Annotated in this window: 22 protein-coding genes and 1 pseudogene; 15 read left to right on the top strand and 8 right to left on the bottom strand. The window is 69.1% G+C overall.

The features are described from left to right. Positions 1–275: 275 nt before the first annotated feature. The 4 genes from ACFCX4_RS00335 (at position 276) to ACFCX4_RS00320 (ending at position 3,436) form a co-directional block, all read left to right on the top strand. Positions 276–1,079 (top strand): exodeoxyribonuclease III, encoded by an 804-nt coding sequence (locus ACFCX4_RS00335; RefSeq protein ID WP_376137550.1) that lies wholly within the window; start codon positions 276–278, stop codon positions 1,077–1,079. Positions 1,080–1,719: 640 nt separating this feature from the next. Continuing rightward, entirely contained in the window at positions 1,720–1,860 is a 141-nt protein-coding gene (locus ACFCX4_RS00330; protein WP_376137548.1) for a hypothetical protein, read from the top strand. 89 nt (positions 1,861–1,949) lie between these two features. Continuing rightward, entirely contained in the window at positions 1,950–2,414 is a 465-nt protein-coding gene (locus tag ACFCX4_RS00325) for a hypothetical protein (RefSeq protein ID WP_376137546.1), read from the top strand. Between the two features lie 194 nt (positions 2,415–2,608). After that, positions 2,609–3,436, top strand: coding sequence for an SAM-dependent methyltransferase (locus ACFCX4_RS00320; RefSeq protein ID WP_376137544.1), 828 nt, complete (start codon positions 2,609–2,611; stop codon positions 3,434–3,436). 13 nt (positions 3,437–3,449) lie between these two features. Here ACFCX4_RS00320 and ACFCX4_RS00315 read toward each other — a convergent pair whose 3' ends face one another. Together ACFCX4_RS00315 and ACFCX4_RS00310 are read right to left on the bottom strand one after the other, a co-directional pair. Further along, positions 3,450–4,373 carry a helix-turn-helix domain-containing protein gene (locus ACFCX4_RS00315; RefSeq protein WP_376137542.1) on the bottom strand — a complete coding sequence of 308 codons (924 nt, stop codon included), beginning with the start codon at positions 4,371–4,373 and terminating at the stop codon, positions 3,450–3,452. Positions 4,374–4,501: 128 nt separating this feature from the next. Beyond that, entirely contained in the window at positions 4,502–4,741 is a 240-nt protein-coding gene (locus ACFCX4_RS00310; protein ID WP_376137540.1) for a DUF397 domain-containing protein, read from the bottom strand. A gap of 309 nt (positions 4,742–5,050) precedes the next feature. Between ACFCX4_RS00310 and ACFCX4_RS00305 the strand changes: the two genes are divergently transcribed. Both ACFCX4_RS00305 and ACFCX4_RS00300 read left to right on the top strand, forming a co-directional pair. Continuing rightward, a complete protein-coding gene (locus ACFCX4_RS00305) occupies positions 5,051–5,563 on the top strand; it encodes an excalibur calcium-binding domain-containing protein (protein WP_376137538.1) in 513 nt (170 codons plus the stop codon). Between the two features lie 454 nt (positions 5,564–6,017). Beyond that, entirely contained in the window at positions 6,018–6,404 is a 387-nt protein-coding gene (locus ACFCX4_RS00300) for an STAS domain-containing protein (protein ID WP_376137536.1), read from the top strand. A gap of 28 nt (positions 6,405–6,432) precedes the next feature. Here ACFCX4_RS00300 and ACFCX4_RS00295 read toward each other — a convergent pair whose 3' ends face one another. Further along, positions 6,433–6,765: a DUF6296 family protein gene (locus ACFCX4_RS00295; protein WP_376137534.1), complete on the bottom strand. Its 333-nt coding sequence runs from the start codon at positions 6,763–6,765 to the stop codon at positions 6,433–6,435. Positions 6,766–6,970: 205 nt separating this feature from the next. Here ACFCX4_RS00295 and ACFCX4_RS00290 point away from each other — a divergent pair, with 205 nt between their 5' ends. The 7 genes from ACFCX4_RS00290 (at position 6,971) to ACFCX4_RS00260 (ending at position 14,323) form a co-directional block, all read left to right on the top strand. Then, on the top strand, positions 6,971–7,234 hold the full coding sequence (locus tag ACFCX4_RS00290) for a hypothetical protein (RefSeq protein ID WP_376137532.1): 264 nt from the start codon (positions 6,971–6,973) through the stop codon (positions 7,232–7,234). Continuing rightward, the gene (locus tag ACFCX4_RS00285) at positions 7,231–8,208 is read left to right on the top strand and encodes a hypothetical protein (protein WP_376137530.1); all 978 of its coding nucleotides are present in this window, start codon (positions 7,231–7,233) and stop codon (positions 8,206–8,208) included. The genes ACFCX4_RS00290 and ACFCX4_RS00285 overlap by 4 nt, the downstream gene beginning before the upstream one ends. After that, entirely contained in the window at positions 8,208–9,236 is a 1,029-nt protein-coding gene (locus tag ACFCX4_RS00280) for a Ku protein (protein ID WP_376137528.1), read from the top strand. The genes ACFCX4_RS00285 and ACFCX4_RS00280 overlap by 1 nt, the downstream gene beginning before the upstream one ends. A gap of 545 nt (positions 9,237–9,781) precedes the next feature. After that, on the top strand, positions 9,782–10,504 hold the full coding sequence (locus ACFCX4_RS00275; protein WP_376137526.1) for a DUF1524 domain-containing protein: 723 nt from the start codon (positions 9,782–9,784) through the stop codon (positions 10,502–10,504). Positions 10,505–12,021: 1,517 nt separating this feature from the next. Then, the gene (locus tag ACFCX4_RS00270) at positions 12,022–12,312 is read left to right on the top strand and encodes a trypco2 family protein (RefSeq protein WP_376137524.1); all 291 of its coding nucleotides are present in this window, start codon (positions 12,022–12,024) and stop codon (positions 12,310–12,312) included. Beyond that, entirely contained in the window at positions 12,309–13,919 is a 1,611-nt protein-coding gene (locus ACFCX4_RS00265) for a restriction endonuclease fold toxin-2 domain-containing protein (RefSeq protein ID WP_376137522.1), read from the top strand. The genes ACFCX4_RS00270 and ACFCX4_RS00265 overlap by 4 nt, the downstream gene beginning before the upstream one ends. Before the next feature lie 29 nt (positions 13,920–13,948). Beyond that, positions 13,949–14,323: a hypothetical protein gene (locus tag ACFCX4_RS00260; protein ID WP_376137520.1), complete on the top strand. Its 375-nt coding sequence runs from the start codon at positions 13,949–13,951 to the stop codon at positions 14,321–14,323. Between the two features lie 450 nt (positions 14,324–14,773). Here the strand turns inward: ACFCX4_RS00260 and ACFCX4_RS00255 are convergent, their stop codons facing one another. From ACFCX4_RS00255 to ACFCX4_RS00240, 4 genes are all read right to left on the bottom strand, one after another. Next, positions 14,774–15,523 (bottom strand): hypothetical protein, encoded by a 750-nt coding sequence (locus ACFCX4_RS00255; protein ID WP_376137518.1) that lies wholly within the window; start codon positions 15,521–15,523, stop codon positions 14,774–14,776. 196 nt (positions 15,524–15,719) lie between these two features. Beyond that, a complete protein-coding gene (locus ACFCX4_RS00250; protein ID WP_376137516.1) occupies positions 15,720–19,046 on the bottom strand; it encodes a hypothetical protein in 3,327 nt (1,108 codons plus the stop codon). 253 nt (positions 19,047–19,299) lie between these two features. Next, on the bottom strand, positions 19,300–20,121 hold the full coding sequence (locus ACFCX4_RS00245; RefSeq protein WP_376137514.1) for a hypothetical protein: 822 nt from the start codon (positions 20,119–20,121) through the stop codon (positions 19,300–19,302). A 22-nt stretch (positions 20,122–20,143) separates the two neighbouring features. Further along, positions 20,144–21,634 carry a recombinase family protein gene (locus tag ACFCX4_RS00240; RefSeq protein WP_376137512.1) on the bottom strand — a complete coding sequence of 497 codons (1,491 nt, stop codon included), beginning with the start codon at positions 21,632–21,634 and terminating at the stop codon, positions 20,144–20,146. Between the two features lie 138 nt (positions 21,635–21,772). On the opposite strand from ACFCX4_RS00240, the pseudogene ACFCX4_RS00235 reads away from it, so the two are divergent. Beyond that, positions 21,773–21,910 (top strand): annotated as a pseudogene (locus ACFCX4_RS00235) (exodeoxyribonuclease III); the annotation flags it as partial. A 9-nt stretch (positions 21,911–21,919) separates the two neighbouring features. After that, a protein-coding gene (locus ACFCX4_RS00230) for an IS5 family transposase (RefSeq protein ID WP_376137510.1) occupies positions 21,920–22,845 on the top strand; the annotation gives its coding sequence in 2 pieces (ribosomal slippage) (positions 21,920–22,307 and positions 22,307–22,845; 927 coding nt in all). Between the two features lie 59 nt (positions 22,846–22,904). Here ACFCX4_RS00230 and ACFCX4_RS00225 read toward each other — a convergent pair. Beyond that, positions 22,905–23,114, bottom strand: coding sequence for a DUF6243 family protein (locus ACFCX4_RS00225; RefSeq protein ID WP_063352004.1), 210 nt, complete (start codon positions 23,112–23,114; stop codon positions 22,905–22,907). Positions 23,115–24,038: the final 924 nt, after the last annotated feature.

The following is a 24,038-nucleotide window of genomic DNA, read 5'->3' as shown; positions in this document are numbered from 1 at the left end:
TCGCTCGCCCTGCCGAAAGAGGGCGGAGCCGGCCCGCTGCCCGCTGTTGCGGCAGGTGGGAGAGCGGGCTTTTTCCGTCCTTCTTTATTAAAGGTCCTTGCAGTAAGTGACCCTAGGGGCTGAATCGGGAGATGGTCAAGACCAATGGCGCGTCACGGCCGGACTGCCCCGGAGTTTCATGGCACGTTCACGTCAATCACTCAAGCGGACGCACCCCGGTGCGGGTCCGCACGCCTTCGCACGGCCCCCCGTCCGGCAATGGGTAGGCTGCCCGGGTGATCGTGGTGACAAGTGTGAACGTGAACGGAATCCGGGCGGCGGCCAAGAAGGGATTCGTCGAGTGGCTGGCCGCCACCGAGGCGGACGTGATCTGCCTGCAGGAGGTGCGCTCCGAGCCCGGGCAGCTGCCCGTCGAGCTGCGCGACCTGGACGGCTGGCACGCCGTGTGGGCCCCGGCCGCCACCAAGGGCCGGGCCGGCGTCGCCGTCCTCTCCCGCCGGGAACCGAGCCGCACCACCGTCGGTTTCGGTTCGGAGGAATTCGACAATTCGGGCAGGTATGCGGAAATCGACCTGCCCGGCCTGACCGTGGCCAGCCTCTACCTCCCCTCCGGCGAGGTCGGCACCGACCGCCAGGACGAGAAGGAACGCTTCATGGCGGAATTCCTCGTCCACCTCGGCACCCTCCGCACCCGCGCCGCCGCCGACGGCCGCGAGGTCGTGGTCTGCGGCGACTGGAACATCGCCCACCGCCCCGAGGACCTCAAGAACTGGAAGGCCAACCAGAAGTCCGCCGGCTTCCTCCCCGAGGAACGCGCCTGGCTCTCCCGCGTCTACGACGAGGCCGGCTACGTCGACGTCGTCCGCCGCCTCCACCCCGACCGCACCGGCCCCTACTCCTGGTGGTCCTACCGCGGCCGCGCCTTCGACAACGACTCCGGCTGGAGAGTAGACCTAAGTGTTTGTACAAAAGACCTGGCCGACAAGGCCATCGAGGCCTACGTCGAACGCGCCGCATCCCACGCCGAACGCTGGAGCGACCACGCACCAGTGACCGTAGTGTTCGACCACCGGTTCTGACCGCTCTCCATGGGCAGGGCTCGTCAGATGACTGGGAGCCCTGACCAGACGTTATGTCCGTCACGGATCGGGTGTGGGGGCGACGTAGCGCTATCCCTGCCTGGGGGAACGCAGCGGCGGGCCCCAGGCGTGTATCAGCCGTCAGTTCCGGCGGGCGCCTGGACGGACCCCCGGACGGATCGTGGGGCCGACCGCGAGGACCACCGGGCGCCCGGTGTCGACCGTCGGAGGCGTCTGGCCTGCCGGAGAGCCCATTGCCGCGCACAAAGCTGCAAAGCTGTCCGGGAAGGACCGGTTCCGTCACTGCGAGAGTGATCCGGGACAGCTTCTGAGCGGTATGTCGTAGACCAAAGGGTCGTCGGAAAAATGGATTTGCATCGGGCTGCTTGGGGGCCGGTGGAGCGCCGCAGGGCGGCTACCGTGAGCAACGGCTCCTCGTCGAGGAGTTGCCCCGGGCAGTAGTGGTGTACTGCCCGGAGCGTCCAGGGCTCCACGAGGAACATGTATGAACATGCGCTCTCGGCCCTCTCCCCCGCGCGCCCGAAGCTCGGCGGGGAAGGCCCAAGCTAGCAGTGCCGGAGGCTCCCGGAAGCGGAGGCCCGATGTTGTCACGCGCGAGACCGGCTCCTGGGTCGCCGTGTTGACGACTCTGCCGCTGCTCCTGGTGTCGGTGCTTCCGATGGACGCGGACCGTGCACGGGCCGTTGAGGCGGTGCTGAACGTCCTGCCGCGGCTGGTGCCGGTGCTCGGGCGCCGGCGCTCGCGCCGGAGCGGGAACTGAGCGGCGGGCGGTCGGGCGGCGCGCGAGGGGCGGTCGCCGTCTGCGTGGCCGTACCGTCCGAGGCGACCGCACCCGTTCGAAGGAGGCCCGTGGCTGCGGAGAGCGACCGGGCCGCGTCGGCGGCCCAGCCTTACCTGAGTGGCTTCAGCGCCTTCGTCCTCATGCAGAAGCCCGGCTACGACCTGTACGCGCTCGCGCGCCTGGGCGATCCGGGCCTGAGCGAGGCCGCGGTCCGGCTCGCTCTTCAGCGCACCGCCGGGCAGTGGGGTGGCGTGCTGCTGCAGCGGCGCCCCGTGGCGTGCGCCTGGCGCATCCTGCGGGAGGTCGTGAGCGTGGCCTGCCTCCACACTCCCGATCCCGCCGCCGACCGGCTGAACCAGCTTCTGCCGGCCGGCCTGGCGGACGTGGAACTGCTGCACCGCCTTGGCCTGTCGGTGGCGCAGAGCGCGCAGCTGACGGGCCGGGAGACGGCTGAGACGGCCGCTGACCTGCTGATGGCCCGCCGCAGGCTGGCCGTCGCCGACCCGAAGGAGATCACGATCCAGGACCGCTGAGCCGTACGCCGTGGCGGGCGGGCAACCGACCATCGTCCGCCACGGCGTTCGCCACCCGAGCGCCACGTCGGATCTTTCGTCACCCTGTGGGGTGACGGGCTTCTCGGCGTCGTGGTGCGCTTCGTGCTGCCCCTCTACCATGAGGCGATCATCTGCCCTGGGGAGAGCCGGGGTTGTCGGACACGGAGGGCACCGTGAGCGATTCCGCACCAGCGCAGAGGCCGATCGACGTGACGGTTCCCAGCGCGGCGAGGATGTACGACTTCCTGCTGGGCGGCAACAGCAACTTCGCCAGCGACCGGCTCGCCGTCGAGGAGCTGCTGGTGACCGCGCCGAACTCGCGGGAGCTGGCGGTGAACAACCGCGCGTTCCTGCGGCGCGTCGTGCGCACGATCGTCGCCGAGTACGGCATCGACCAGATCATCGACCACGGCTCGGGCCTGCCCACCCAGGACAACGTCCACCAGGTCGCGCAGCGCGTCAACGACCGTTGCCGGGTCGCCTATGTCGACAACGACCCGGTGGTGCTCACCCACGCCCGGGCGCTGCTGGACGAGAACGAGAACGTCGCGGTGATCGACGCCGACATGGCCGACACCGACAAGCTTCTCGCCGACCGCCGGCTGCGGGAGCTGATCGACTTGAAACGCCCGGTGGCGGCGCTGTTCGTCTCCGTCCTGCACTGCGTGGACGACGAGAAGGCCGCCGCGATGGTCCGCGAGACGCTCCGGCGCCTGGTGCCGGGCAGCGTGGTGGTGGTCTGCCAGCTGGTCAGCGACGACCCGGAGGTCCGGCGCAAGGTCACCGCCCTCATGGACGAGCAGACCCACGGACAGTGGGGCCGGGTGCGCACCGCGCGCGAGGTCGATGCCTACTTCGAGGGTCTGGACGTGCAGCCGCCGGGACTCGGCGACGTGAGCCTGTGGCGGCCCGACAACGAGGTCCTGCCGCGCCAGCGCACCCAGGAGTGGACCGAGTACGGCGGCCTGGCCCTCGTCCCCGCGGCGCCCGGCAACGCGTAGCCGACGGCGCGCCTCACAGCCGCCGCTGCCAGTGCTGCAAGGCTCTGAGGATCCGCGAGCGGCTGTCCAAGCGGCCGGCGCTGATCTGCATCAGCCGCAGCAGCTGCTCCTTGTACTGCTCCATCTCGGACAGCTTGAGCCGCTGGCCCCTGGCCGGCGGCTCGTCGGGGCCGTGGGTGAAGTACTCGCCGCCGGTGAGCGTCTCGTTGTAGATCAGCTCCCGCAGGTCGCTGCTGCCGAAGTCGAGATGCGTCAGCGAGCAGATCGAACTCGCGAACAGGTGGTCCATGCCGATGACGCGGATGCCGAAGCCCTTGCGGCACGTCAGCGCGTACAGCCGCTGAAGCTGCTCGACCATCACACGCGGCGAGCCGACCTGCCGGTAGAGGCTGGACTCCTCCAGGTAGAAGACGCAGCGGGCGGGGTTCTCGAAGAACAGCTCCTGGCGGCGCTCGCGCAGCGCGATGCGCCGCGCCAGCTCGTCCGCCTGCCGGGGCCGCAGCTCGGCCTCGAACAGCGCCCGGTAGTAGGCCGGGGTCTGGATCAGGCCCGGCACGATCTTGGCCTCGTAGGTGACCAGCAGCGCCGCGGCGGTCTCCAGGGCGATCAGGCGGTGCACGTCGCCGTCCACCAGGTCCCGGAAGGCGTACAGCCAGTGCGAGCGCGCGGCCCGCGCGTACTCCACCAGCTCGCCGATCGCGGCGGCCACCTCGCGGCCGGCCCGGTAGGCGCGCAGGAGCTTGGCGATGTCGGCGGGCTTGGGCGCCTGCAGTCCGTTCTCCAGGCGGCTGAGCTTGGCCGCCGAGAAGCCCGCCTTGCGGGCGGCCGCCGCGAGCGTCAGGCTCCCCCGCAGGGTCTTCAGCTGGACCCCGACCAGCATCATCGCCGCGGTCGGGTTCCGGGCGGGATCGGCGGCCGGCCGCGGAAACGCGTACACATGGCCATCTGAATCGTCGCATGCGAAAGGCACGCGCCCCCTCCTTAATGGGAAGACGTTTACCAGTCTTCCATAGAGTAAGGGCGCGCGCCCTCGCGTGTCGCCTATCGAATTATCGCCCGAACAGGTCAGGCGTAGATCAGGTGATCGAATTCACCGTTTCGCGCGCCGTCCAGGAAAGCCCGCATCTCGCCTGGGGAGAAGACGAGCGCCGGGCCCTGCGGGTGCCGACTGTTGCGGACCGCCACCTCGCCACCCGGCAGCGCGGCGGCCTCGACACACTGCCCGGTCGTGTTGCTGGCCTCCGACTTCACCCACGCCACGCCGCCGATCGCCTGCGCCGGCATGCCGTTCCAGAAATCGCTCATCAAGGTTCCGCCTTCCGCTTTTCCCGATGCGCCGGATCCGGCGCCGACCCGCACGAAGATGCAGGCCGCACCGAGTTCTGCAATTGAAACTGCAATTGCAGAACCACGGGAAGCCTACCCTCGTCAATTCGAACATCGCATGCCCCGTGCGAGTGAACGAAAAAGACAGAAAATAGCATGAGATGGACCGTGGACTTTCCGCTGGTAGGGTTCGTCCGCGCGCCGCCCCGGCGGCGCGCCCCGTGAAACTCCGTGACCCCATCGCCCCGGCCGGCCATACGGACGAGCTGGAAGCAGGACCGACATCCGATGACCAAGGTGAAGAGCTGCGCCGGACTGGGCTGCGCCGGCTTCGTGCTGCTCGCGATCGTGGGCGCGTGCAGCGGCACGGAAGCGGCCAAGGACACCTCCGACACGAGCCCGCGCCCGCAGCACTCAGCCACCGCGAGCGTGACGCCGACGCCCGCCGCCACGCCTCCGGCCGTCCCGGAGGTTCCCGCGGGCACGCCTTCGGCGGTGGCACCGTCCGCTCCCGCGCCCGCCGACGTGTCGGCGGCGCCGGAGACGCCCGCCGTGCCCCCTGCCCAGTCGGCCGCGCCGCCCGTGCCCGCCCAGCCTGCGGCCCCAGCCGCGTCTGCGAAGCCCGCGCCTGTCCCGTCCGAGCCCGCCGTCGCGGCGAAGCCCACCAGCGCGCCGGCCGGCGCCGCCTACTACAAGGCCTGCGACGCTGCCCGCGCCGCCGGTGTGGCCCCGCTGCACCGAGGAGAGCCGGGATACCGGGCCGCACTCGACCGCGACGACGACGGCGTCGCCTGCGAGTAAGGGCGCGCCAGGCCGGGCCGGTCCGCCGCCACACACGTACCGACGCCGGGCCGGCTCTTCGCGGAGCGGGGAACGGGCACGGGAGCGCGGATGGAGGGCTGTTCGCCCCTCGGCTCTGGCGTGGGCCGCGGGCAACGCGCCTGTGACGAAGCCGGTGTCCGCTCGTTGGACCGGCACCTGTCGGCCCCCGGTCGGTGCGCGGACCGGCCCCCCGGTCCATGCACCGACCGGGGGCCGGACGACGCTTACCGAGGCGCCGCCGAGCGCGGGTGCCCGGGTGCGGCCGGCGACCGAGGGCACGAATGGACGGCGGCGGTCCAGGTCAGACGCGTAGATGTCGCCGGGCCCGGGTTGAGCGGCCGGTCCCGGCGGCACGGCGCGCGCTGGCCGCGGCAGTGGCGCACGGTGGCAGGCTCGAACGCGGACAGCTTCCCCCGCCGAAGGAGGCCCGCTCATGTCCGCCCGGCATCCCCTGCGCGCCGCCGCTGCGCGCACTCCGCTGTTGCGGGTCACCACCGCCCACCTCCCCGACGGGGCCGAGGTCGTGCACCTGGACGGCACTGTGGACTACGACCAGCGCGACTACTTGCACGACGCCCTCGATCGGGCGCTGGCCGAGAAACCGCCCCTGCTGGTCATCGATCTGTCCCGCCTGCTGTTCTGCGACTCCACCTGTCTCAACGAGCTGCTGCGGGTGCGCCTCGCCGCCGAGGCCGCCGGGACCGGGCTGGCGCTGGCCGCGGTCCCCCCACAGGCCCGCCGGCTGCTGAACGCGACGGGCACCGACGAGCTCTTCACGATGCGTTCCAGCGTCCGCGCCGCCCTGGCGGGCACCGGCTGACGGCACGGGCCCGGCGCCCGGGGCGGGGTCAGGGCATCGGAACGGCCTCCAGGCAGGGGTGGCGGCCGGTGTAGTCCGCCGGAGCGGAGAGCACCGTCGCCACTTCACCCTCGAACCGCAGGCGCCACTGGCCGGTGGCATCCGTCCACACGCGGCCGCCGCCTGGCGCAACGTTGTCGCTCAGGTGCACCAGAAACACCGTGGGCCGCTCGTGGGCGCCGGGGCGCCCGGGCAGGGTCACCGCATACCGCTGGTGAACAGGCACGTCCACCGCCTCCTCACGGGGCTGGCCGCCGGGACAGCGGTCGGCGTCCTGGGAGCGGTGCCCGGCCGTCCAGGCGCGGGCCGCGCGCCTGTTCACCACGCTCACCTCACCGGGCAGCCACACCTGTGGTCGCCCGCAGCCCTCGCACGGGGGCGGCGGGACCTCCGGCGCCCGACGCGGCGCGCGACTGTCCATGCCCCCACCGTACGCCGCACACCCTGCCGGGCCGGCGGCCGCGGGTGAGTGGGCCGACCGGCCGACCCGGGGTGTGATGGCCGTCCCGGTGCCTGATCCTCGGACCATGGCCTCGATCGTCGTCCTCTTCGAACTACACCCCGGCCAGGCGGTCGACCCTGGCCAGGGTGAGCCGGCGATCGTAGCGGTGCACGCCGCCGGGGCGGACCCCGACGTGCCAGAGGACCCGCAGGCGAGCACCCTGTGCGGGCGCGACACCGTGGCGATGGAGCACTCCCACTACCAGCCCAGGTACGGCGAGCCCTGGTACCCGTCCGCGCTGGCCGACTTCCGGTGCCGGGAGTGCGAGCGCGCACTGCGGACCTCATGAACACGGCCGGCGCCGACGGGAGGCCAACCCGGCCGCAGCCCGACGACCCCACCGAGGACGACGCGCTGTTCGCCCTGGAGCCCGGCGCGTTCACCAAGGCCCGCAAAGAGGCCGCCGCCCGCGCCCGCGCGGCCGGCGACCGCGCGGGAGCGGCGCGCATCCGATCCCTGCGCCGCCCGACCATCGCGGCGTTCGCCGTCAACCGCCTCGCCCGCACCCACCCCGACGAGGTGAGGGCGCTGCTGGAGCTGGGCCGGGCGCTGCGCCAAGCCCAGGAGGAGCTGGCCGGGCCTGCGCTTCGGGAACTCTCCGCCCGGCGGCACCGGCTGGTGGCCGCGCTCACCGCCCAGGCCCGCGCCACGGCGGCCGAGGCCGGGGTGCGGCTCGGTGAGGCGCAGCTGCGCGAGGTGGAGCAGACGCTGCGCGCGGCGCTGGCCTCGCCGCAGGCGGCGGACGAGGTGGCGGCCGGGCGGCTGTCGGCCGCGGTCGAGGAGCCCACCGTGCTGCCGGCCGCTGCAGCGGGCGGCCCGGTGAAGAAGGCGGGCAAGGCCGCGGCGGCCTCGCGGCCGGGGGCGCATGGCGGGAAGGAGGAGCGCGAGGAAGGGCGTGAACCGGGCGCGGTGCGGGAAGCCGCCCGGCAGGAAGCCCGGCGGCGGGTCGCCGAGGCCCGCGGCGAACTGAAGACGGCCGAGCAGCGCGAGCGAGACGCTGCCCAGCAGCGCGACCGGCTCGCGGCGCAGGTCGAGGACCTGGCCGCCCGGCACGAGCAGGCACAGGACGGCATCGACCGCGCCCAGGCGGTGCTGCGGCGCGCCCAGGACCATGCGGAGGGCGCGGCCGCCGTGCTCACCGAACGCCGTGGTGACCTTGACCTTGCCACCGCCGAGGCCGCCGGCGCCCACGCGGCCGCAGTGCGGGCCCGCGAGGAGTACGAGACGGCGCGCCGGGCCGCCGAGCAAGAAGGAGAGCGGTGATGGCCAGACCGTTGTGGAAGGGGGTGATCACCTTCGGGCTGGTGTCGCTGCCCATGGCCCTCTACAGCGCGACCGACGACCACACGGTGCACTTCCACCAGATCGAGCGCGGCACCGGCGACCGGGTACGCCTGCGCCGCGTGAACGAGCGCACCGGCGAGGAGGTGGCGTTCGAGGACATCGTGAAGGGCTACGAACTGTCGGAGGGGCAGTACGTGGTCGTCGAGCCCGAGGAGCTGGAGGAGATCGCGCCCGGCCGCAGCCGCACGATCGAGATCACCGGCTTCGTCGACCTCGACGCCATCCCGCCGATCTACTTCGCCAAGACCTACTACGTCGCCCCGGCGGACAAGGCGACCGCGAAGATCTACCAGCTGCTCACCCAGGCCCTCGACCGCACCCGCAAGGCGGGCCTGGCCGTGTTCAGCATGCGGGGCAAGGAGTACCTGACCGCGCTCAGCTCCGTCGCCGGGATGCTGCAGCTGCACACCATGCACTGGAGCGACGAAGTCCGCGACCCCCACGCCGAGATCCCCGAACTTCCCGACAGCAAGGCAGCGTTCAAGGGGCAGGAGGTGGCGACGGCCGAGCAGCTGATCGACATGCTGACCACCGACTGGAAGCCCGAGGAGTACCAGGACACCTTCGAGCAGCAGGTCCGCGACCTCGTCGAGGCCAAGGCCAAGGGCGAGGAGATCGCCGTCTCCCAGGGCGCCCCGCCGGAGACCACCAACGTCATCGACCTCATGGACGCGCTGCGCGCCAGCCTCGACGCCGCCTCCAGTACCGGCAAGGAACAGGCGGCCGGAGCGGCGCGCGATGGCCGCTCTGCGCCCAAGAGCACCCGGACACCGAAGGCGGCCGGCGGGAAGAAGACCGGCGAGGACCTGTCCACGCTCACCAAGGCGCAGCTGTACGAGCGGGCCAGCCGCTACGAGATCGCGCACCGCTCGACCATGAACCGAGACGAGTTGCAGAAGGCCGTGGAGAAGGCCGCGCGAGGCCGGCACCTCAAGTCCGCGTCCTGACCGGGGTGGGCCCGGCGGGGCCAGATCGCCGGTTCGTCGAGCGCGCGAAGCAGAGGCTCGGCCTGCTGTCGCAGTCACCGTCACGTGCCGAGGATTCCGCCGATGAGCTCTCCCAGCAACCGGGCCCCGACCCGGGCCGCCGCCAGCATCCGCGTCTCCGGAGCTGCCGGCTGTGCGACCGTCCTGCGTCGGCGATCGGACGGCCTTCTGGGCCTGATGGTGCGCCGCACTGCTGATCCACCTCGCGCCATCGCGGACCGCCTCTCGGTACCGGGCCTCCTGGTCAAGACCGCCGGCACGGATACTCGCCGAACACGTCACGCCTGTGGGGAAACCCCCCAACCCCTGTGGACAACTCCGGGGTGTGGATAAGTTCGTACACCCGGTCGGCGTAGCTCCGGGTCTGCACCGGCCGGGTCCGGCACGCCGCAGTGCAGGACCTGTGCCAGCCAGGCGGTCCACCGAGGGGCGGGTTCGACACCCGGCCGGGTGATCTCCTGCCGAATAGGGGCCGGACGGGGGCAGGGGGTCGCTATAACCGCCTCATGATCAAATACCTTCGGCTGCGTGGCCTGGCCGTGCTCGCCCTCGCCACGCTGCCCTTGCTGGGCGGCACTATCCCCGCCGGCGCGCTCGGCACCCCGGCCCCAGCCCCTGCTGGGGAAGCCTCCGCCGGTGCCGCGCGCGTTGCAGGTCCGCTGTCCCTGGCCGACGCGGTCGCCTCCCTGCCGATCGCCGCCGAGCACCGCGACGGCTACGACCGCAGCCTCTACCGGCACTGGAACCGCGGCCTCGACCTCACCGACGGCTGCAACACCCGGGCGGAGGTCATCCTCTCCGAGGCCGTCGTCGCGCCGCAGGTCGCGTCGGGCTGCAAGCTGATCGGTGGCGAGTGGTACTCCTACTACGACGGCGTGACCGTAACTTCCGCCTCTGCCCTAGACGTTGACCATATTGTTCCACTTGCGGAGGTGCACGATTCGGGTGGATATGCGTGGAATGCCGGACGTCGTGAAGCCTACGCCAACGACCAGGGCAGCCCGCTGACGCTCGTCGCGGTCACCGCGAAGTCGAACAGATCGAAAGCGGACAAGGACCCGTTCGAGTGGCTCCCGCCGCTCGCCGATGTCCACTGCCGGTACGCCGCCGAGTGGGTGTCCACGAAGCTGCGCTGGAGCCTGGCGGCCGACCCGGCCGAGGCCGGCGCGCTCGCGGGCATCGCCCAGGGGTGCCCGACAACGACTGTGGAGTACGAACCCGCCGCGTAGGCGGCTGGCGCTGACCTCGCAGTTCCCGCGCTCTTCCCGTGGTGAGAGCTGCCGGGAGAGTTCGAAGGTGCCCGCCGGTGATGGCCCTCAAGATTGTGCGTCTCGCGGTACCGGCGGGCACCGCGTCAAGGCTATCCGGAGTCATCGGCCGAGTTGGCACCGGCCTAGCCTCGGAGGAAAGCGAACCGACCGCTCGACGTCGAGGCCGACCGGAACCCACGCCCCCCGGACAGAGCGACCCGCCGCGCCCCGGACGAGGCGCCTTCGTTGAGCAGGCGAGTGCCTGCTTCCCCAAGGCACTCACAGGCTCCACACACCCGGTCGGAGTTCCGGCCGGGCGGAGCGCCGACCCACGCGGGAGAGGGCGGCTCGCACACCCATCGGGCGGGCCGCTCCTCCTGGGCGTTGTTGGGCTGACCTGGTCAGGCGTCCCGGTGGGCGACTCCGGCGAGGGCGCCTCCTCGCTGTCCGTGAGAGCCAACCCGCAGAACAGGCAGGAGAAAGACTCGGCGACACCGACATCGAGTTGGTGGCCCGGGTGCTCGCAGTCCGTGTCGCAGCACTCGCAGGGCACGGCGGTGAGGTTCCCGCTCGCCGTTCCGCTGTATCCGCACGCCGGACATTCCCTCCACCCGAGGTAGTCGTCGCCAGGACCTTGGCGGCCACGCAGCCAATCTGAGCGGTCGATCGTGTCGACGATCTTGAGGATCGGCAGGCGGGGGTACTCAGTGCGCGCGACGTCGACCAGCCCGGCGATGACGCTCGATGAGATGAGCACTTTGACCGCTACGGCGGTCCTTGCCCGCTGGTTGATGCCCGGGGCAGCGTGCATTGCGTCCGGTCGGGCCGGCTGCTCACGGACGGCCGGGAGATGCAGGCCGCGCACCTAGACCTCATCGACCAGGCGTTCCGCCGGATCGCGGCAGGAGAAACGATCCGCCTGCTGCTGACGATGCCGCCGCGGCATGGCAAGTCCCGGCGGGCCGCGCGCTGGGCGCCGCTCTGGTACCCGCTCCAGCGGCCGGACCACCGAGTGATGATCGCCTCCTACTCCTCCGACCTGGCCGGCGACCACGGCTGGTGGATCAGGGACGCGATCACGACGTGGGGCGAACAGCTTGGCCTGCACCTCCACCCCGACTCGAAGGCCGCGAACTGGTTCGACATCCTCTCGAAGGAAGGCGGCCTGTTCGCGGCCGGTGTCGGCGGTGGCCTCACCGGCAAGGGCGCCCACTTGGCAATCATCGACGACCCGATCAAGGACGCGATCGTACTGGTGCACCTACTCCCGCGCCTGGACCGACATCACACCTCTACGGCCTGTCCGTCACCGAGCCGGAGAAGGCCGCTCTGGTCGAGATGCTCGACACCTGCGCGTAGCCGGCGGCGGACCTACCCGCCGCGCCCGGTTGGCCGGCGGGCTGGTTCGGCCGAAGTCGCCGTTCCTTTGAGCAGGCCGCCGCGCGGGCTCTACGGTGTCCGCATCGGCAGGACCACAGGGTCGGGTGCTCGAAGGGATGGATCTGATGGATGTTCCGCTGGCGGACGCCGTCGCGGCAGTACGCGACGAACTGCTCGAAGCCGCCGCCCGGGCCGGTGCAGACCCGCAGGTGGTGTTTGCGGTCGGTCCGGTGGAGATGCAGTTCGAGGTCGAACTGCACGCCGACCGTCGGCCAGGCTTCGTAGGTTGGTTCCAGGACAGCGCCGGGCCGTACCTGAGGTCGCTTGCTGTCGGCTGCGTGTTCCCGGCCCGGCAGCACCCGTCCCTTGTTACCGTGCAGGGGGACGGACAACGGGGGGCTCGATGACCAGTTTCCACGTCAAGCCGGCGGACATGATCCTCTCCTCCGCCGGGTTCACCGACCTGCATAACACGGCCGCTCAGATCTACCGTGGCCTCGTCCTCGCCCTGGACGATGTCGCGGGTATGGCCGGTGACGACGACGCTGGCAAGAAGTTCGCCGCCAAGTACGAGCCCGCCGCGCAGAAGCTCGTCGACGCGATGGCGGCGGCCGTCGGCCAGCTTGGCGGTACCGCTAACGGCTTGTACACCATGGCGGTCGCCTACATCCAGACCGATGCCGACATCGCGGCCTCGCTGATGGCTCCGCAGAAGCTGCCGGCGTCCCCCAGCCCGGAGTGCGACGAGGAGGTCGCCAAGGCGAAGCTCCACTCCGCTGTCGGCCACAACGGTGGCGGCGCGATCCACGACCTCCTCAAGCAGTTCTGGCCGCAGGGCGACCCGGGCAAGCTCCGCCGGGCCGCGGCGGCCTGGAAGAACTTCGCGAGCCTCGTCAGCCGACTCGGTGTCGAAGGTGACAAGAGGGTGCAGCGGGTCACCGCGTCGAGCACCTCCAGCGCCGTCACGGGCTTCGCCCAGAACTGGGCGAAGATGCACGACGGCTGCGCCACGCAGGGCCCGCTGCTGAACAGCATCACCAACACGGCTTTCAAGCTAGGTCAGGCCTGCGAGGCGTACGCAAAGGAGGTCGAGGACCTGCGGGACACCCTGGAGACCCTCGCCATCGCCGCGGGCATCGTCGCGGGCGCCGGGATCGTGCTGACGGTCTTCACCCTCGGCGGCTCCGACCTCGCGGCAGCCGGCGGAGAGGCCGCAATCGCCGCCGAGGCCGGTACCGCGGCGGTCGCGATGGCCGCAGCGGTGGAGGGCAGCGCCGAGCTTGCCGTGCTGGCCGAGGCCGCGGCCGTGGTCGACGGCGCGGCGGCGAGCCTGATCCCGGTGGGAGCAGGGGCCCTGGCCACGGCGACCGCGGCCGTCGTCCTGGCCGGTGCGGGCGATGCCGTGGCGGCACCCGCGCCCAAGCCTCCGCCGTTCACGGTCACCCCGGGCATGCCGCCGCTGCCGCACGACCCGACCAGCCCGTTCCCGGTACTGCCCCCGCAGCAACAGGCCGCGATCCGGGCGTGGATGGCGCAGATGCAGCAGGACGGCCGCACGTTCCAGGCGAACGGGCCCCACGCGCCCAAGCCACCGGACAAGCCCGACCCGAAGATCAACGCGAGGCGCGCGTACCAGGTCAGGGTCGCGGGTTCGACGGAGTACCGGTTGTACACCGACGTTGAGGACCCTGCGACCGGGCGCGAGCTGGGCATGGACGCCGACGGTGTCCGCCCGGAGGACGGTGCCGCGATCGACGCCAAGTACATCGGCCAGCAGAACAGCTGCAAGTCCCCGTTCCGGCTGGACAACGCCGACGGGGTCTTCGAGTTCGCCTACGAGAACACCATGGAAGGGGAGTCCAAGAAGCTGGAGAAGTACGCATCGGCGCTGAAGGACCCCCGGAACAAGGTCAACCACCTCGAACTCATCACGAACGACCCCAAAGCCTCCGCCTACTTCCAGGCCCTCATGACGAGCCAGGCGGTCACCGGCCGCGTCCGCATCGAACCCTGACCCGCACCAACCAGAGAAATGAGCACCCTGTGGGATCCAGCTTCTATGTCAGCGCCGACCACGAGAAGGCCGGGCCGTGGGCCTTCACCGGCGACCAGGTGACGGCCAGCGTCCGGCGGCACTGGCCGGATGCCACGGTGAGCAGCGCGTTCGAGGGCTTTCTGGAGATCGTGGCGGATGTCGAGCCCGGGCGGCCGGCGGAGCTGTCGTTCAATCTCCGCCACGGCGTGTTCGGGTTCGAGGACCGAGGATCGCCCGTCGGGCCCCTGACCGTCATCTACACGGTGCTGAACGACCTCGCACCGCAGGTGCCTGTCGCGTGGTGGATCGACTACGACGTGGATCTCCAACCCCTCGACCTGGCCGGAGGTCTCGACGCGTTTATCGCGAGCTTCCCGGCCTAAGCTCTATCTGACGATCAATCTTTTGGCTGATCATCCTTCTGGCGGTCAATCAGAAAATTGCGGTTGCCCTGCATGGAGACCAACGTCGAGCGATCGGCCTCCCATGCCGACCGATGGAGCTACCACGCACCGGTTACCGTCGTCTTCGATCTCGACCAAATTTTTAGTGCTTCGCGAGGTTCGATGCATCGGCTTCGGCCGCTGCCGTCGTCGCGCGACCTGCACAGAGTGACGATCGCAGCGCGGCCAACGTCGGAAATCAGGTAGGTCCTTGGCGTTCTGGTGAGCCCTGCGTAGCCAACGCTCCTCCGGCGCCTCAGCACTTCATTTTGAAACGATCAGTAAGTACCGGAACGACGACGCCCTGGCCTCGCGAGTGAAGCATGACCAGGGCGTATCGGAGCCGGCTACTGCTTCAGTCGGTAGGAGAAGTCGGAGTCGGCCGCGGTATCAGATCGGGACAGTCATCACGCAGCCGGCGTTGAGCAGCTCCTCGGCAGGCGGCAGGTGGCGCCCCCAGGCGATGCGGTGGAGGGCGGGATCCGCAGCGCGTACCACCGCGGCCAGCTCGTCGAGACAGTGCAGGACGCGGGCACCGTCGAGCTCCACACGGTGACTGGGGAAGATCCTCTCCGGTGCACCAGCAGGCTGGTAGTCGAACCGCACGCGTGCCGCTTCGGTATGCAGCTCGCCGCGCTGGTGAGTCAGGAGATGCCGCAGGTCGCGGATGTATTTCACGGTGGGAGAGTCGATGTCGTTCCCGAACACACTGTGAGCGTCGCGGATCACTCCCCAGCCCGGCGACTCCTGTTTGCCGGTCTTCTTCAGCCGAAGCTGGATCTTCTGACCGTCCTCCTGGGGGTAGGAGAAGATGGTCAGCACCTCGTTGAGCGACATCTCCATGAAGATGTCGAAAGCGCTGACGGCGTCCTTCATCGCGGAGGCATAGAGCATCCACTCGTAGTCGTGAGGCCAGAGCCCGTCGACCCGATCGTGGAACCAGTTGACGTGGTCGGCGGGATCGTCGTAGTCGGGATCGAAGACGGAGGCGAAGTCGTCCTCGGCCTGGTCCCATGTCGCCTGGTAGGCCCGCTTGGACCAGGTCATGGACAGCTTCAGGAAGGCGCGGATCTGACGGTCGGTGCGCTTCCAGTCCTCGAACGCCCGCGTGACAGTCCCGCGGTCCTCATTCCACCCCATACCGGAAGCCTAGAAGGTCAGTGCTGTTCCTCTCACCCGGTTTTGAGAGATCACGCGCTCGCCAAGTCCGGCGGAGGCGGCATCAGCGATCGACCAAGTGCGCCAGAGCGGCGACGAGCAGGCCTCCGAGCGCGGCGATCGTGCCGGCGGAGCCAGACGCCGGTGTGCCTGACGTCGCGTGGATCCTTGGAAGTGCCTACGTCTGGTTCTTGAGGTGACGGATGGTGCTGACGGTAGCGACTGCGTACTCGCGCTTAGCAAGGTAGGAGGACAGCAACAGCACGCTGTGCTGGTTGCCTACTTGAGCCAGGAGTTGGATGACTGTTTCGACGGTCTCCCGATGGAGTGGGTGGGAAGCAAGCGTGGTGATCTTCTCTGGTGCCTGCAGGCCGTGGTGAAGGATGTCGCGCACTTGGTCAGGAAACACGGCCGTGATCCTTCCGAGGAAGGTCTGGTCCGGCTGCGAGGCGGCATATGCCGCCCACTTGAAGCGGTGAAGCGGATCGACTGCAGCATCAAGAAGGGCACCCGTGAGCTCACCCCAGAGAGGCTGGCACCGCTGTGCCACCTCCGCGTGTCCGAGACTTGGGCGAGCCAACCAGAAGGCTATCTGCCCGTAGTAGCGCCAAGCATCTGCGTCCGGGCCGCTATGCCCTTGCATGAGTGGCGGAGGAGCGGCGAGGTGCGCGGCGCACCCTCGGATCCCGAGAAGGTGACAGCTCACCGCGTCCTGCACAAAGCCCCCGCGCAGGTCCAGCTTTCCAGCCCAGTACGTATACGCGGGTAGGGCAGCCGGGCTGCCCCACTTGATCAGCTCCTTCAGCAGGATGTCCGTGAACAGATTCGCGTCGCTGCCGACAAGGGCAAGGCTGTGCAGGAGGACAAGCTGTTCTTCGCTGAGTGAGTCAAGGACCTCGCAGAAGGGGGCCGCGATGGCGTCCTCGAACTGGCTGTACAGAATCCAGCGCGCCCTTTCGCTGGCATCGGCGGCGTGGGGACTGGTGAGGATACCAGCGATTTCGGCCGCGATGTCAGCGGGAGCATATAGGGATTCGATCAGCCCGTAGACGTTCAAGGCGTCGACGAGGACGGTAGACACCCACACGTCGTCCGTCTGCAGGCTGTCCAGAACAGCGCAGATGGCCGCCGTTGTCTCCTTGTCAGCTGCTGATCGGACACCCAAGGCGAGATCCATCGCAGCCATCTGCAGATGAGCGGCGCCGCTGGCCCACGCCAGACTGATCACCTTCGGAGCGAGACATGCTGCTTCAGGCGTATCGGCGAACCGCAGCAGAAGGCATGCCAGCATCAGCACCCCGATGTCCTGGGGACTGGACTCCCCGACCCATCGCTCCACGTCCTCTACCAGACGCTGCTGTCTGTGCCGTCCCAGTTGACGGAACGGCGAGGATGAGCTCACTGACTCCAGGATGACATCAGCGGGCAGCCTCTCCCCGTCTGGAATCACCGGCCCATACAGGGCTGCGGCGATCAGCGAAGGCAGCACTTTCCTGTGAGGCTCTGATGCGCCCACGGCCCCGCGATGGCACGCTCTCTCGCTCTCTCGCAGGAGAGCAGCGATCAAGTCGAGAAGGTAACCGCTCCGGGCGGCCAAACCGATGCCACTGAACAGTGACATCTCCGCAGGACTCCACCTCTGCGGCGGCACCACTCGATAGCGCAGTTCGTCCATGAACTCCACCCGGGCGCCGGCTGTTCGACCCACGGCCCTGTCCAACAGCTGAGCCGCCTCTGACAGCGCCACCTCGAAGGCCACCGGACTCAACCGGCCCGCGAGCGCCTGACGAGCCAAGCCGTTGTTTGTAAGGCCCCGCAGGAGGTCACGCACCATGTCGTGATCACCTACCAGCGCAACGACAAGAGATGCGAGATCCCTCCGCTGCGGGGCACCCAACGAGGACACGAGATCCGCGACCGTCCCCGCTCCCCACAACAACTCTTCCGCAGCCAGCAACCGGCCGAATAGCTCATGCCGGAATGACAGGCGCTGCTGGCGAACCTGAATCAGCGGCGACCTCAGTACCTCATCCACGACCTTCACTGGTAGAGCCTGAGAAGCCAGCACCTGGGCGGCCAACCCCTCGGCCTCCCCCAAGGCAAGCCAACCGACCAGGCGCTCGTCCATCACAAGCGCCCACCGTCGCAGAACCTGCCGCACCACCGCAGGATGCGCTGTCGCGCGAAGCCTCTCGCGAATGAATGCGTCCAACAGCCCCCCACGGCCCGTACCCGCCGGCAGCTGACTGGCCAGCTGCGCCGCCAGCGAGAGCTCGAAAGCGGTCGTGAAAGCCTCGTACCCCTCCTCTGCCCCATCAGCCCCGTAGGAGTCCAGCAACGCCCGACGCTGATGGGCGTCCGGAAGGGCAATGGACAGCCGGAGCCCTACCAGCGCGCTCGGCACCGCCACGTACTCCTGGCTGCTCAGCAGCACCATGGCCTTCATACGGCGGCACCACGCGCTCAGCTGCTGCACGAGTGGCTTCCGCAGCGACTCCGGGCACTCGTTGACCGCGTCCAGAAGCACCGCTACCGGCACTCCGAACCGCTGGGCAGCCTCGACCAACTCTTGCGCGCCGTGGCTGCTGAACGGCTCCACCGCATCGTCGAGCAGGTCTTCAAACCGCCGGTCCTTGCCGTACGTGCTGACGCCAACCAATAGCGGTAGCCAGCCAGAGCGAGCCAGCTCGACCGCGATATGCGTGAGCGTATGTGTCTTGCCAGCTCCAGACGGCCCGACCAGCTGTACATGGCTGCCGCTCATCAGCCGAGAAGCAAGATCAGCGGAGGACAAGACCTCGTCTGCCCGGTCCGAGCGGAGGAGCGCCGGCACCAGTTCATGCAGACCATCGGCCAAGTACTCAGCAACCTCTGACCTATACGCTTCCACGCCTGCCCGGCCCACTACGCCGTCAGTCCCAGCGCAAGCTTGAGGCTGGGGACGACAGAACGCCTGCATAGTTGCCTCACCGAAGAAGCGGCGTACCAGGCCTGGCCGCTCCCGCAGCAGGTCCGACAACTGTCCCTGGTCCCAGAGCTCGATCACCAGATCGCAATGCCGGTTACGAAGCGCCGCCAGCTCGGTGACCACCTTCGTGTCGGAGGCGTCTGCGCTAGTGACCACGACCAGACGTGTGGCGGAGAACGGCCGAGGCCCATCTGCGTAGGTGCCGACCGCCTTCCGTAGATCAGCCGCCGTGAAAGCCGAATAGCGCTTGGCCTGGTACACAGAGGTAGGTCCTGCGTCGAAGAAGGCCACCACGTCGATGCCCTGCTGTTTCTGCCCGCGGCGCCCGAACAACCGGGCCTCCCTCGCCTGGTCGACCTCCCTAGCCAGGGCCACGACCAGGTGTTCGACGGCCTCCCACGAGAGATCACCGGTATTGAGCAGCACCGGGGCAGTCGTCGTCAACGGCGGTGGCAACGGCACAGTAGAACAAACCAATGGGTGATCAGGACCAAGGACTTCTCCGTCCTGCTCCTCGCCGCCATCAGCACCTTCCATGACGCCCCCTTTGAACACACAGAAGACATCATCCACCCGATGGGCACGGCCGCGAGTCGGTGCGACCCTCCCCAGGCCTGCTTGATCTCACGGCTGGCAGGACATCGTCCTGGCCGAACGGCAGGCTGGCGTCGGCTCCAACAGGCGCCCGGTCTACCTGGACGCGGAGCACAGCCTCCAAGCCGAGCACGCCATCCCAGCGTGTGGAGCGTGAGACGGGGCGAGCCGACGGCCAGAACCTCGCCTGGGTCAGTCACTCGTTGCCCTCGTCGTCCCCATCCAGGAGTGCGGTCATGGCTTCCCACATAGCCTCATCGTCGTACTCGGGCTCGACGAGGTCCGGGTTGAGATCATCGCTGGCGGGATCCAGTTCCTCGGAGTGCGCCAACACCTTCACCAGGAACTGCTGCGCGGCCCTCATCAGGCCCGGATCGTCCAGCCACAGCCCGAACTCCAGGCTCCGCCGCGAGCTCTCCGTGCCGTTGGCGCTGCCCACCCATAGCCGGTGTGGCGTGAAGCCGATCACATCCGCAACTCCACCAAGGCCATCCTCGTCATGCCACCACAGCTCACCAAGCAGCAACATCTTCGTGTGCAGGATCGGCACTAGCTGGTCCCCCACCTTGCGGTATCCCAAGGCCCGCAGTGCTGGCAACCGAACATACTCCCGAGGCGCGTGGGGGCCGAGAACTGGTGCCTTCCCATCCTGATGAAGCCGCAGCTCCTCCAGCTCTGAGAACGCCGACGCAGGGAAACCCGCTGCGCCCTTGACCGCATCGGCCACCCTCCGCAGTCGCTCCCCGTGGCGCCTTCCCCGCGGCTGCTTGCTCACCACCACGCAAGCGGAGGGGAACTCGGCGATGCGGCGCAACAGCTCCGCATCATCCACCCAAAGGAACGCCCCAAGCATCGCGGGCCCCAGGCTGCGTGAGCGCCTCTGCTGCTCCAACTCGTCTCGAAACCTGTCGATCCCATCAATGAGACCGCCCAGCACGTTGGTCCCGAACCGGGCCTGCGGTACCTCCCCCTTCAGAAGTGCATGCACGTCGAACTGGTTGGAAAACGATGGACTCATACGCCCTCCTGCGTCATGAGCATTATGGCCGTACTCTCGCTTCGAGTTCGGCGGGTAGGTACCAGCCTTCGGTGGCCGGTGTCATGTAGAGGCGGGCCTTGAGGCCGAGGAGGAGCTGGCGGCGGTGTTCCTGGTCGGCTTGGGTCCAGGCGTCGGCGAAGGTCTGGCCGGTCTCGACCTCGACCCAGGCGGAGGGGCGTTGTGGGAGGGCGGCGAGGCGGCGGCGTTCGTCGACCAAGGTCTCGAGGGCTTCGGCGTACTCGTCGTCGCCGCCGGGGTAGTCGAACAGGTTGCGGCGCTTCTCCTCCCGGAGATCCTTCATGGCCTGGGTGACGTGGTTGAGCTGCTCGGTGTGGTCCTCACCGGGGATGAACCGGCGCACCATCATCGCCAGCCCCGCCAGGCGCTCCACCAGGGCGGTGATCGCCGCGGTGACGCGCTCGCCCTTGACGGACTGGCCCTTGCAGGCCGGCTTGCCGGCCGTCTTCGCGCACCGGTAGTACTCGTAGATCCGTCCGTTCTTGGCGAGGTTCACCTGCCGGTAGAACCGGTCGCCGCACCGATCGCAGTGCGCAACGCCGAGCCAGGGCGACGCCCCGTTGGAGCGTTCCTTGGTGACCGATCGCTCGTCCATCGCGGCCTGGATCTCAGCCCACACCTCGTCCGTGAACAAGGGCTTGGCCATGCGGATCGGCAGGCCCTTGGCGTCGCGGGCGATCTTGCGTGTCTTGACGGAGCGGCCGGTCAGCTTCAGGCCCATCGTCGCCGGCGAGCGCAGGATCTTCCCCACGCTGGTGGGGTTCCAGTGGTTCGACGGAGCGGTCTTGCGCTTGCTCGAGTACGACTCGCCCTGGTTCCTGAACGCGTGCATCGACGGGGTGTCGAAGCCGGCGTCCTCCAGGGCCGTGGCGATCATCCACTGGCTCTGCCCCTCCAGCAGGAGCTTGCCCATGTACCGGACCGCCTCGGACGTGACCGGGTCCGGCTCCAGCGTCCGGCCACCACCTGGACGGTCGACGATCCGGTACCCGTACGGCGGCTGCCCGCCCGCCCACCGGTCCGTCTTGCGCAGGTGCTTGTGCGCGGCCGAGACCCGGGCCTTGATCCGCTTGAGCTCCATCTCCGCGAAGATCGACGCCAGCATTAGGAAGGTCTTCGCCAGCTCGTTTCCGAACGACGACTCCCTCCCCTCCCGGTAGTCCAGCGTGATCCCGTCGTCGGTGAACACCAGGACCTTGTGATTCTCCTCCGCCCAGTGCGCCACGTCCGCGCAGTCCTTGGCCGAGCGGAACGCCCGGTCGACCTTCGCCCACACCAACGCGTCCCAGTCGCCCTGGCGCTCGGTGAGCCACGGCCCCAGGTCGGGACGCTCCCACGGGGTGATCTGGGCCGAGACGTCCAGGTCCTCGAAGGACCCGACGATCTCCCACTCCTTCGACAGCGCGTGCCGCGTCGCCGACTCCGCCTGCACCAGGTGCGAGACCTTGCCCTCATCCCCGTGTGTGTCCGACACACGCGAACCAACCACCGCCCGAACCGGCGCCAAAGCTGTCATGCTGCCCATGGGCCTCCCCTACCGCCAAGGCCAGCAGACACCCTCGAACAACCTGCACTCGAACGGGTGGACCTTTTACAAAAGGCGTCGTTCCGCTGGAGGATTGACCTAAGTGTTTGTACAAAAGGCCTCGCCGACAGGGCCGTCGAGGCCTACGTCGAACGCGCCGCATCCCACGCCGAACGCTGGAGCGACCACGCGCCGGTGACCGTGGTGTTCGACCACCAGTTCTGACAGCTCTCCATGGGCAGGGCTCCTAAGGCCTGTCTGATAATTGATCTTGTGGCAGGTCGAGGCGAGTTGACGGACGCGGCGTGGGAGCGGATAGCACCCCTGTTGCCGCAGGTGGACGGGCGTGGCCGTCCGTGGCGTGATCACCGGCAGGTGGTCAACGGGGTGCTGTGGCGGCTGCGGACCGGGGCTCCGTGGCGCGATCTCCCGGAGCGGTACGGGCCGTGGCAGACCGTCTACGAGCGGTTCGCCCGCTGGGAGGCGGACGGCACCTGGGCGAAGCTACTGGAACATGTTCAGGTCCGCGATGACGCGGTGGGGCGGGTGGAGTGGTCCGTCGCGGTCGACTCCACGGTCAACCGGGCCCACCAGCACGCGGCCGGCGCCCGCAAAAAGGGGCCGCAGACGGGGACGAACTGGAAGATCCGGGCCGCTCGCAAGCGCGCCAGGCCCTCGGCCGGTCCCGGGGCGGGCTGACCACCAAAATCCATCTCGCCGTCGACGGCCGCGGCCTGCCACTGTCGATCGTGCTCGCCCCGGGCAACATCAACGACGCCACCGCGTTCGGCCAGGTCCTCGATGGCATCCGCGTCCCGCGCACCGCCGCGGGCCGCCCGCGCACGACGCCGGATCGCGTGCTGGGCGACAAGGCCTACTCCAGCCGGGCGATCCGCCGCCTGCTGCGACGCCGGGGCATCTCCGCCACGATCCCCGAGTGCCGCGACCAGGCGGCCAACCACAAACGCCGAGGGCGCTTCGGCGGCCGACCGCCGGCGTTCGACAAGGAGATCTACCGCGACCGGAACGTGGTCGAACGATGCTTCGCCCGCCTCAAGCAGTTCCGCGCCATCGCAACCAGGTTCGACAAGCTCGCCGACCGCTACCGTGCCGGAGTCCTAGCCTCCCTGATCCTCTGGCTGCGCGAACCAACCCGGTGATCATTTTTCAGACAGGCCTTAGCCCTGCCCCGTGCGGCTCCGCGCTGCGGCCGCGGTGGTCAGCCCTGTACGGTGTCGCCGCCCGCCTGCCCGGCACCCTCAGCCGTTCCTGCCTTCTCGCGCATCTTGCGCACCAGCTCCGCCTTCTGGTCGGCTGCACCCTGGCGGTCGAGGTTGCGGTGCGGACCGTTGTTCTGCCGTTCGGCGCGGGACTGCCTCTTGCGCTGGCCGCCGCCCATGCCCACGGGGTTGTTGATGTTCTTGCTCACGGTCGTGGGTTCTCCCGGTGGTGAAGTGAAGTGAAGTGATCTACGGATTCATCGGTGGGGGACGGGCGGCGACGTCGAAGGACGTCAGCAGGGGCCCATCACGCGCTCACTCGTAAGTCGGCGTCTGGAAGAACATGGCAAAGACGTTACCCGGTTCCGTCGGCTCTGAACACCAACCTTTTCGCCGCTCCCGCGTCGGCCGGGCCTTCGGCGAGCGACCGGGGCCGACCGGTTCCTTCGGAATCCCAGCACCGCCAGCACCCGCCAGTCGTCGCCGCCCGCCGTGTCCAGATGGGCGTTGTGGCGGGTTCGCGACGGAGGCCGAGGCCGCGCAGGAGCTGGCGGTCCTGGAGGGTGGGCTGAACGGGGCGCACGAGGAGCGTCGTGCCACTGTGGCGGAATACCTGCGGGAGTGGCTGGCCACGCGGAACGAGGAGCTCACGCGAACACCTCCGCCGGTTACAAAGCGTACGTGGAGAGGGACCTGATCCTGGCGTTCGGGCGTTGCCGGCTGCTGGATCTGCGGCCGAAGCAGATCTAGGACTGGATGGCCGCACAACGGAAGGCCGGCCGGGGCCGGGTCACGCTGTACCGGGTCGTCTCGACGCTGCGCAACGCGCTGAACCACGCGGTGCGCTCGTGGCGGCTGAAGTTCAACCCGGCCGAGCACTGCGTACCGCCCAAACCCCGCGCCGAGGAGCGCACGTGCTGGACCCCGGCGCAGGCTGCGGCGTTCCTGCGACACAACGCGGAGCAGTACGCAGACCAGCTGGCCGACCTGTTCGAGGTCCTGCTCGGCACCGGCATGCACCGCGGTGAGGTCCTCGCCCTGCACTGGTCGGACGTCCACCTCATGGACCGCAAACTGTTCGTCCGCTGGACCCTGTCCGCCGCGGACAACGGCGACCTCCACTTCAACCAGCC

The sequence above is a fragment of the Kitasatospora sp. NPDC056327 genome, assembly GCF_042261735.1.
In the GTDB taxonomy this organism is placed as follows: Bacteria; Actinomycetota; Actinomycetes; order Streptomycetales; family Streptomycetaceae; genus Kitasatospora.
This window is presented reverse-complemented; position numbering and strand designations above follow the sequence as displayed.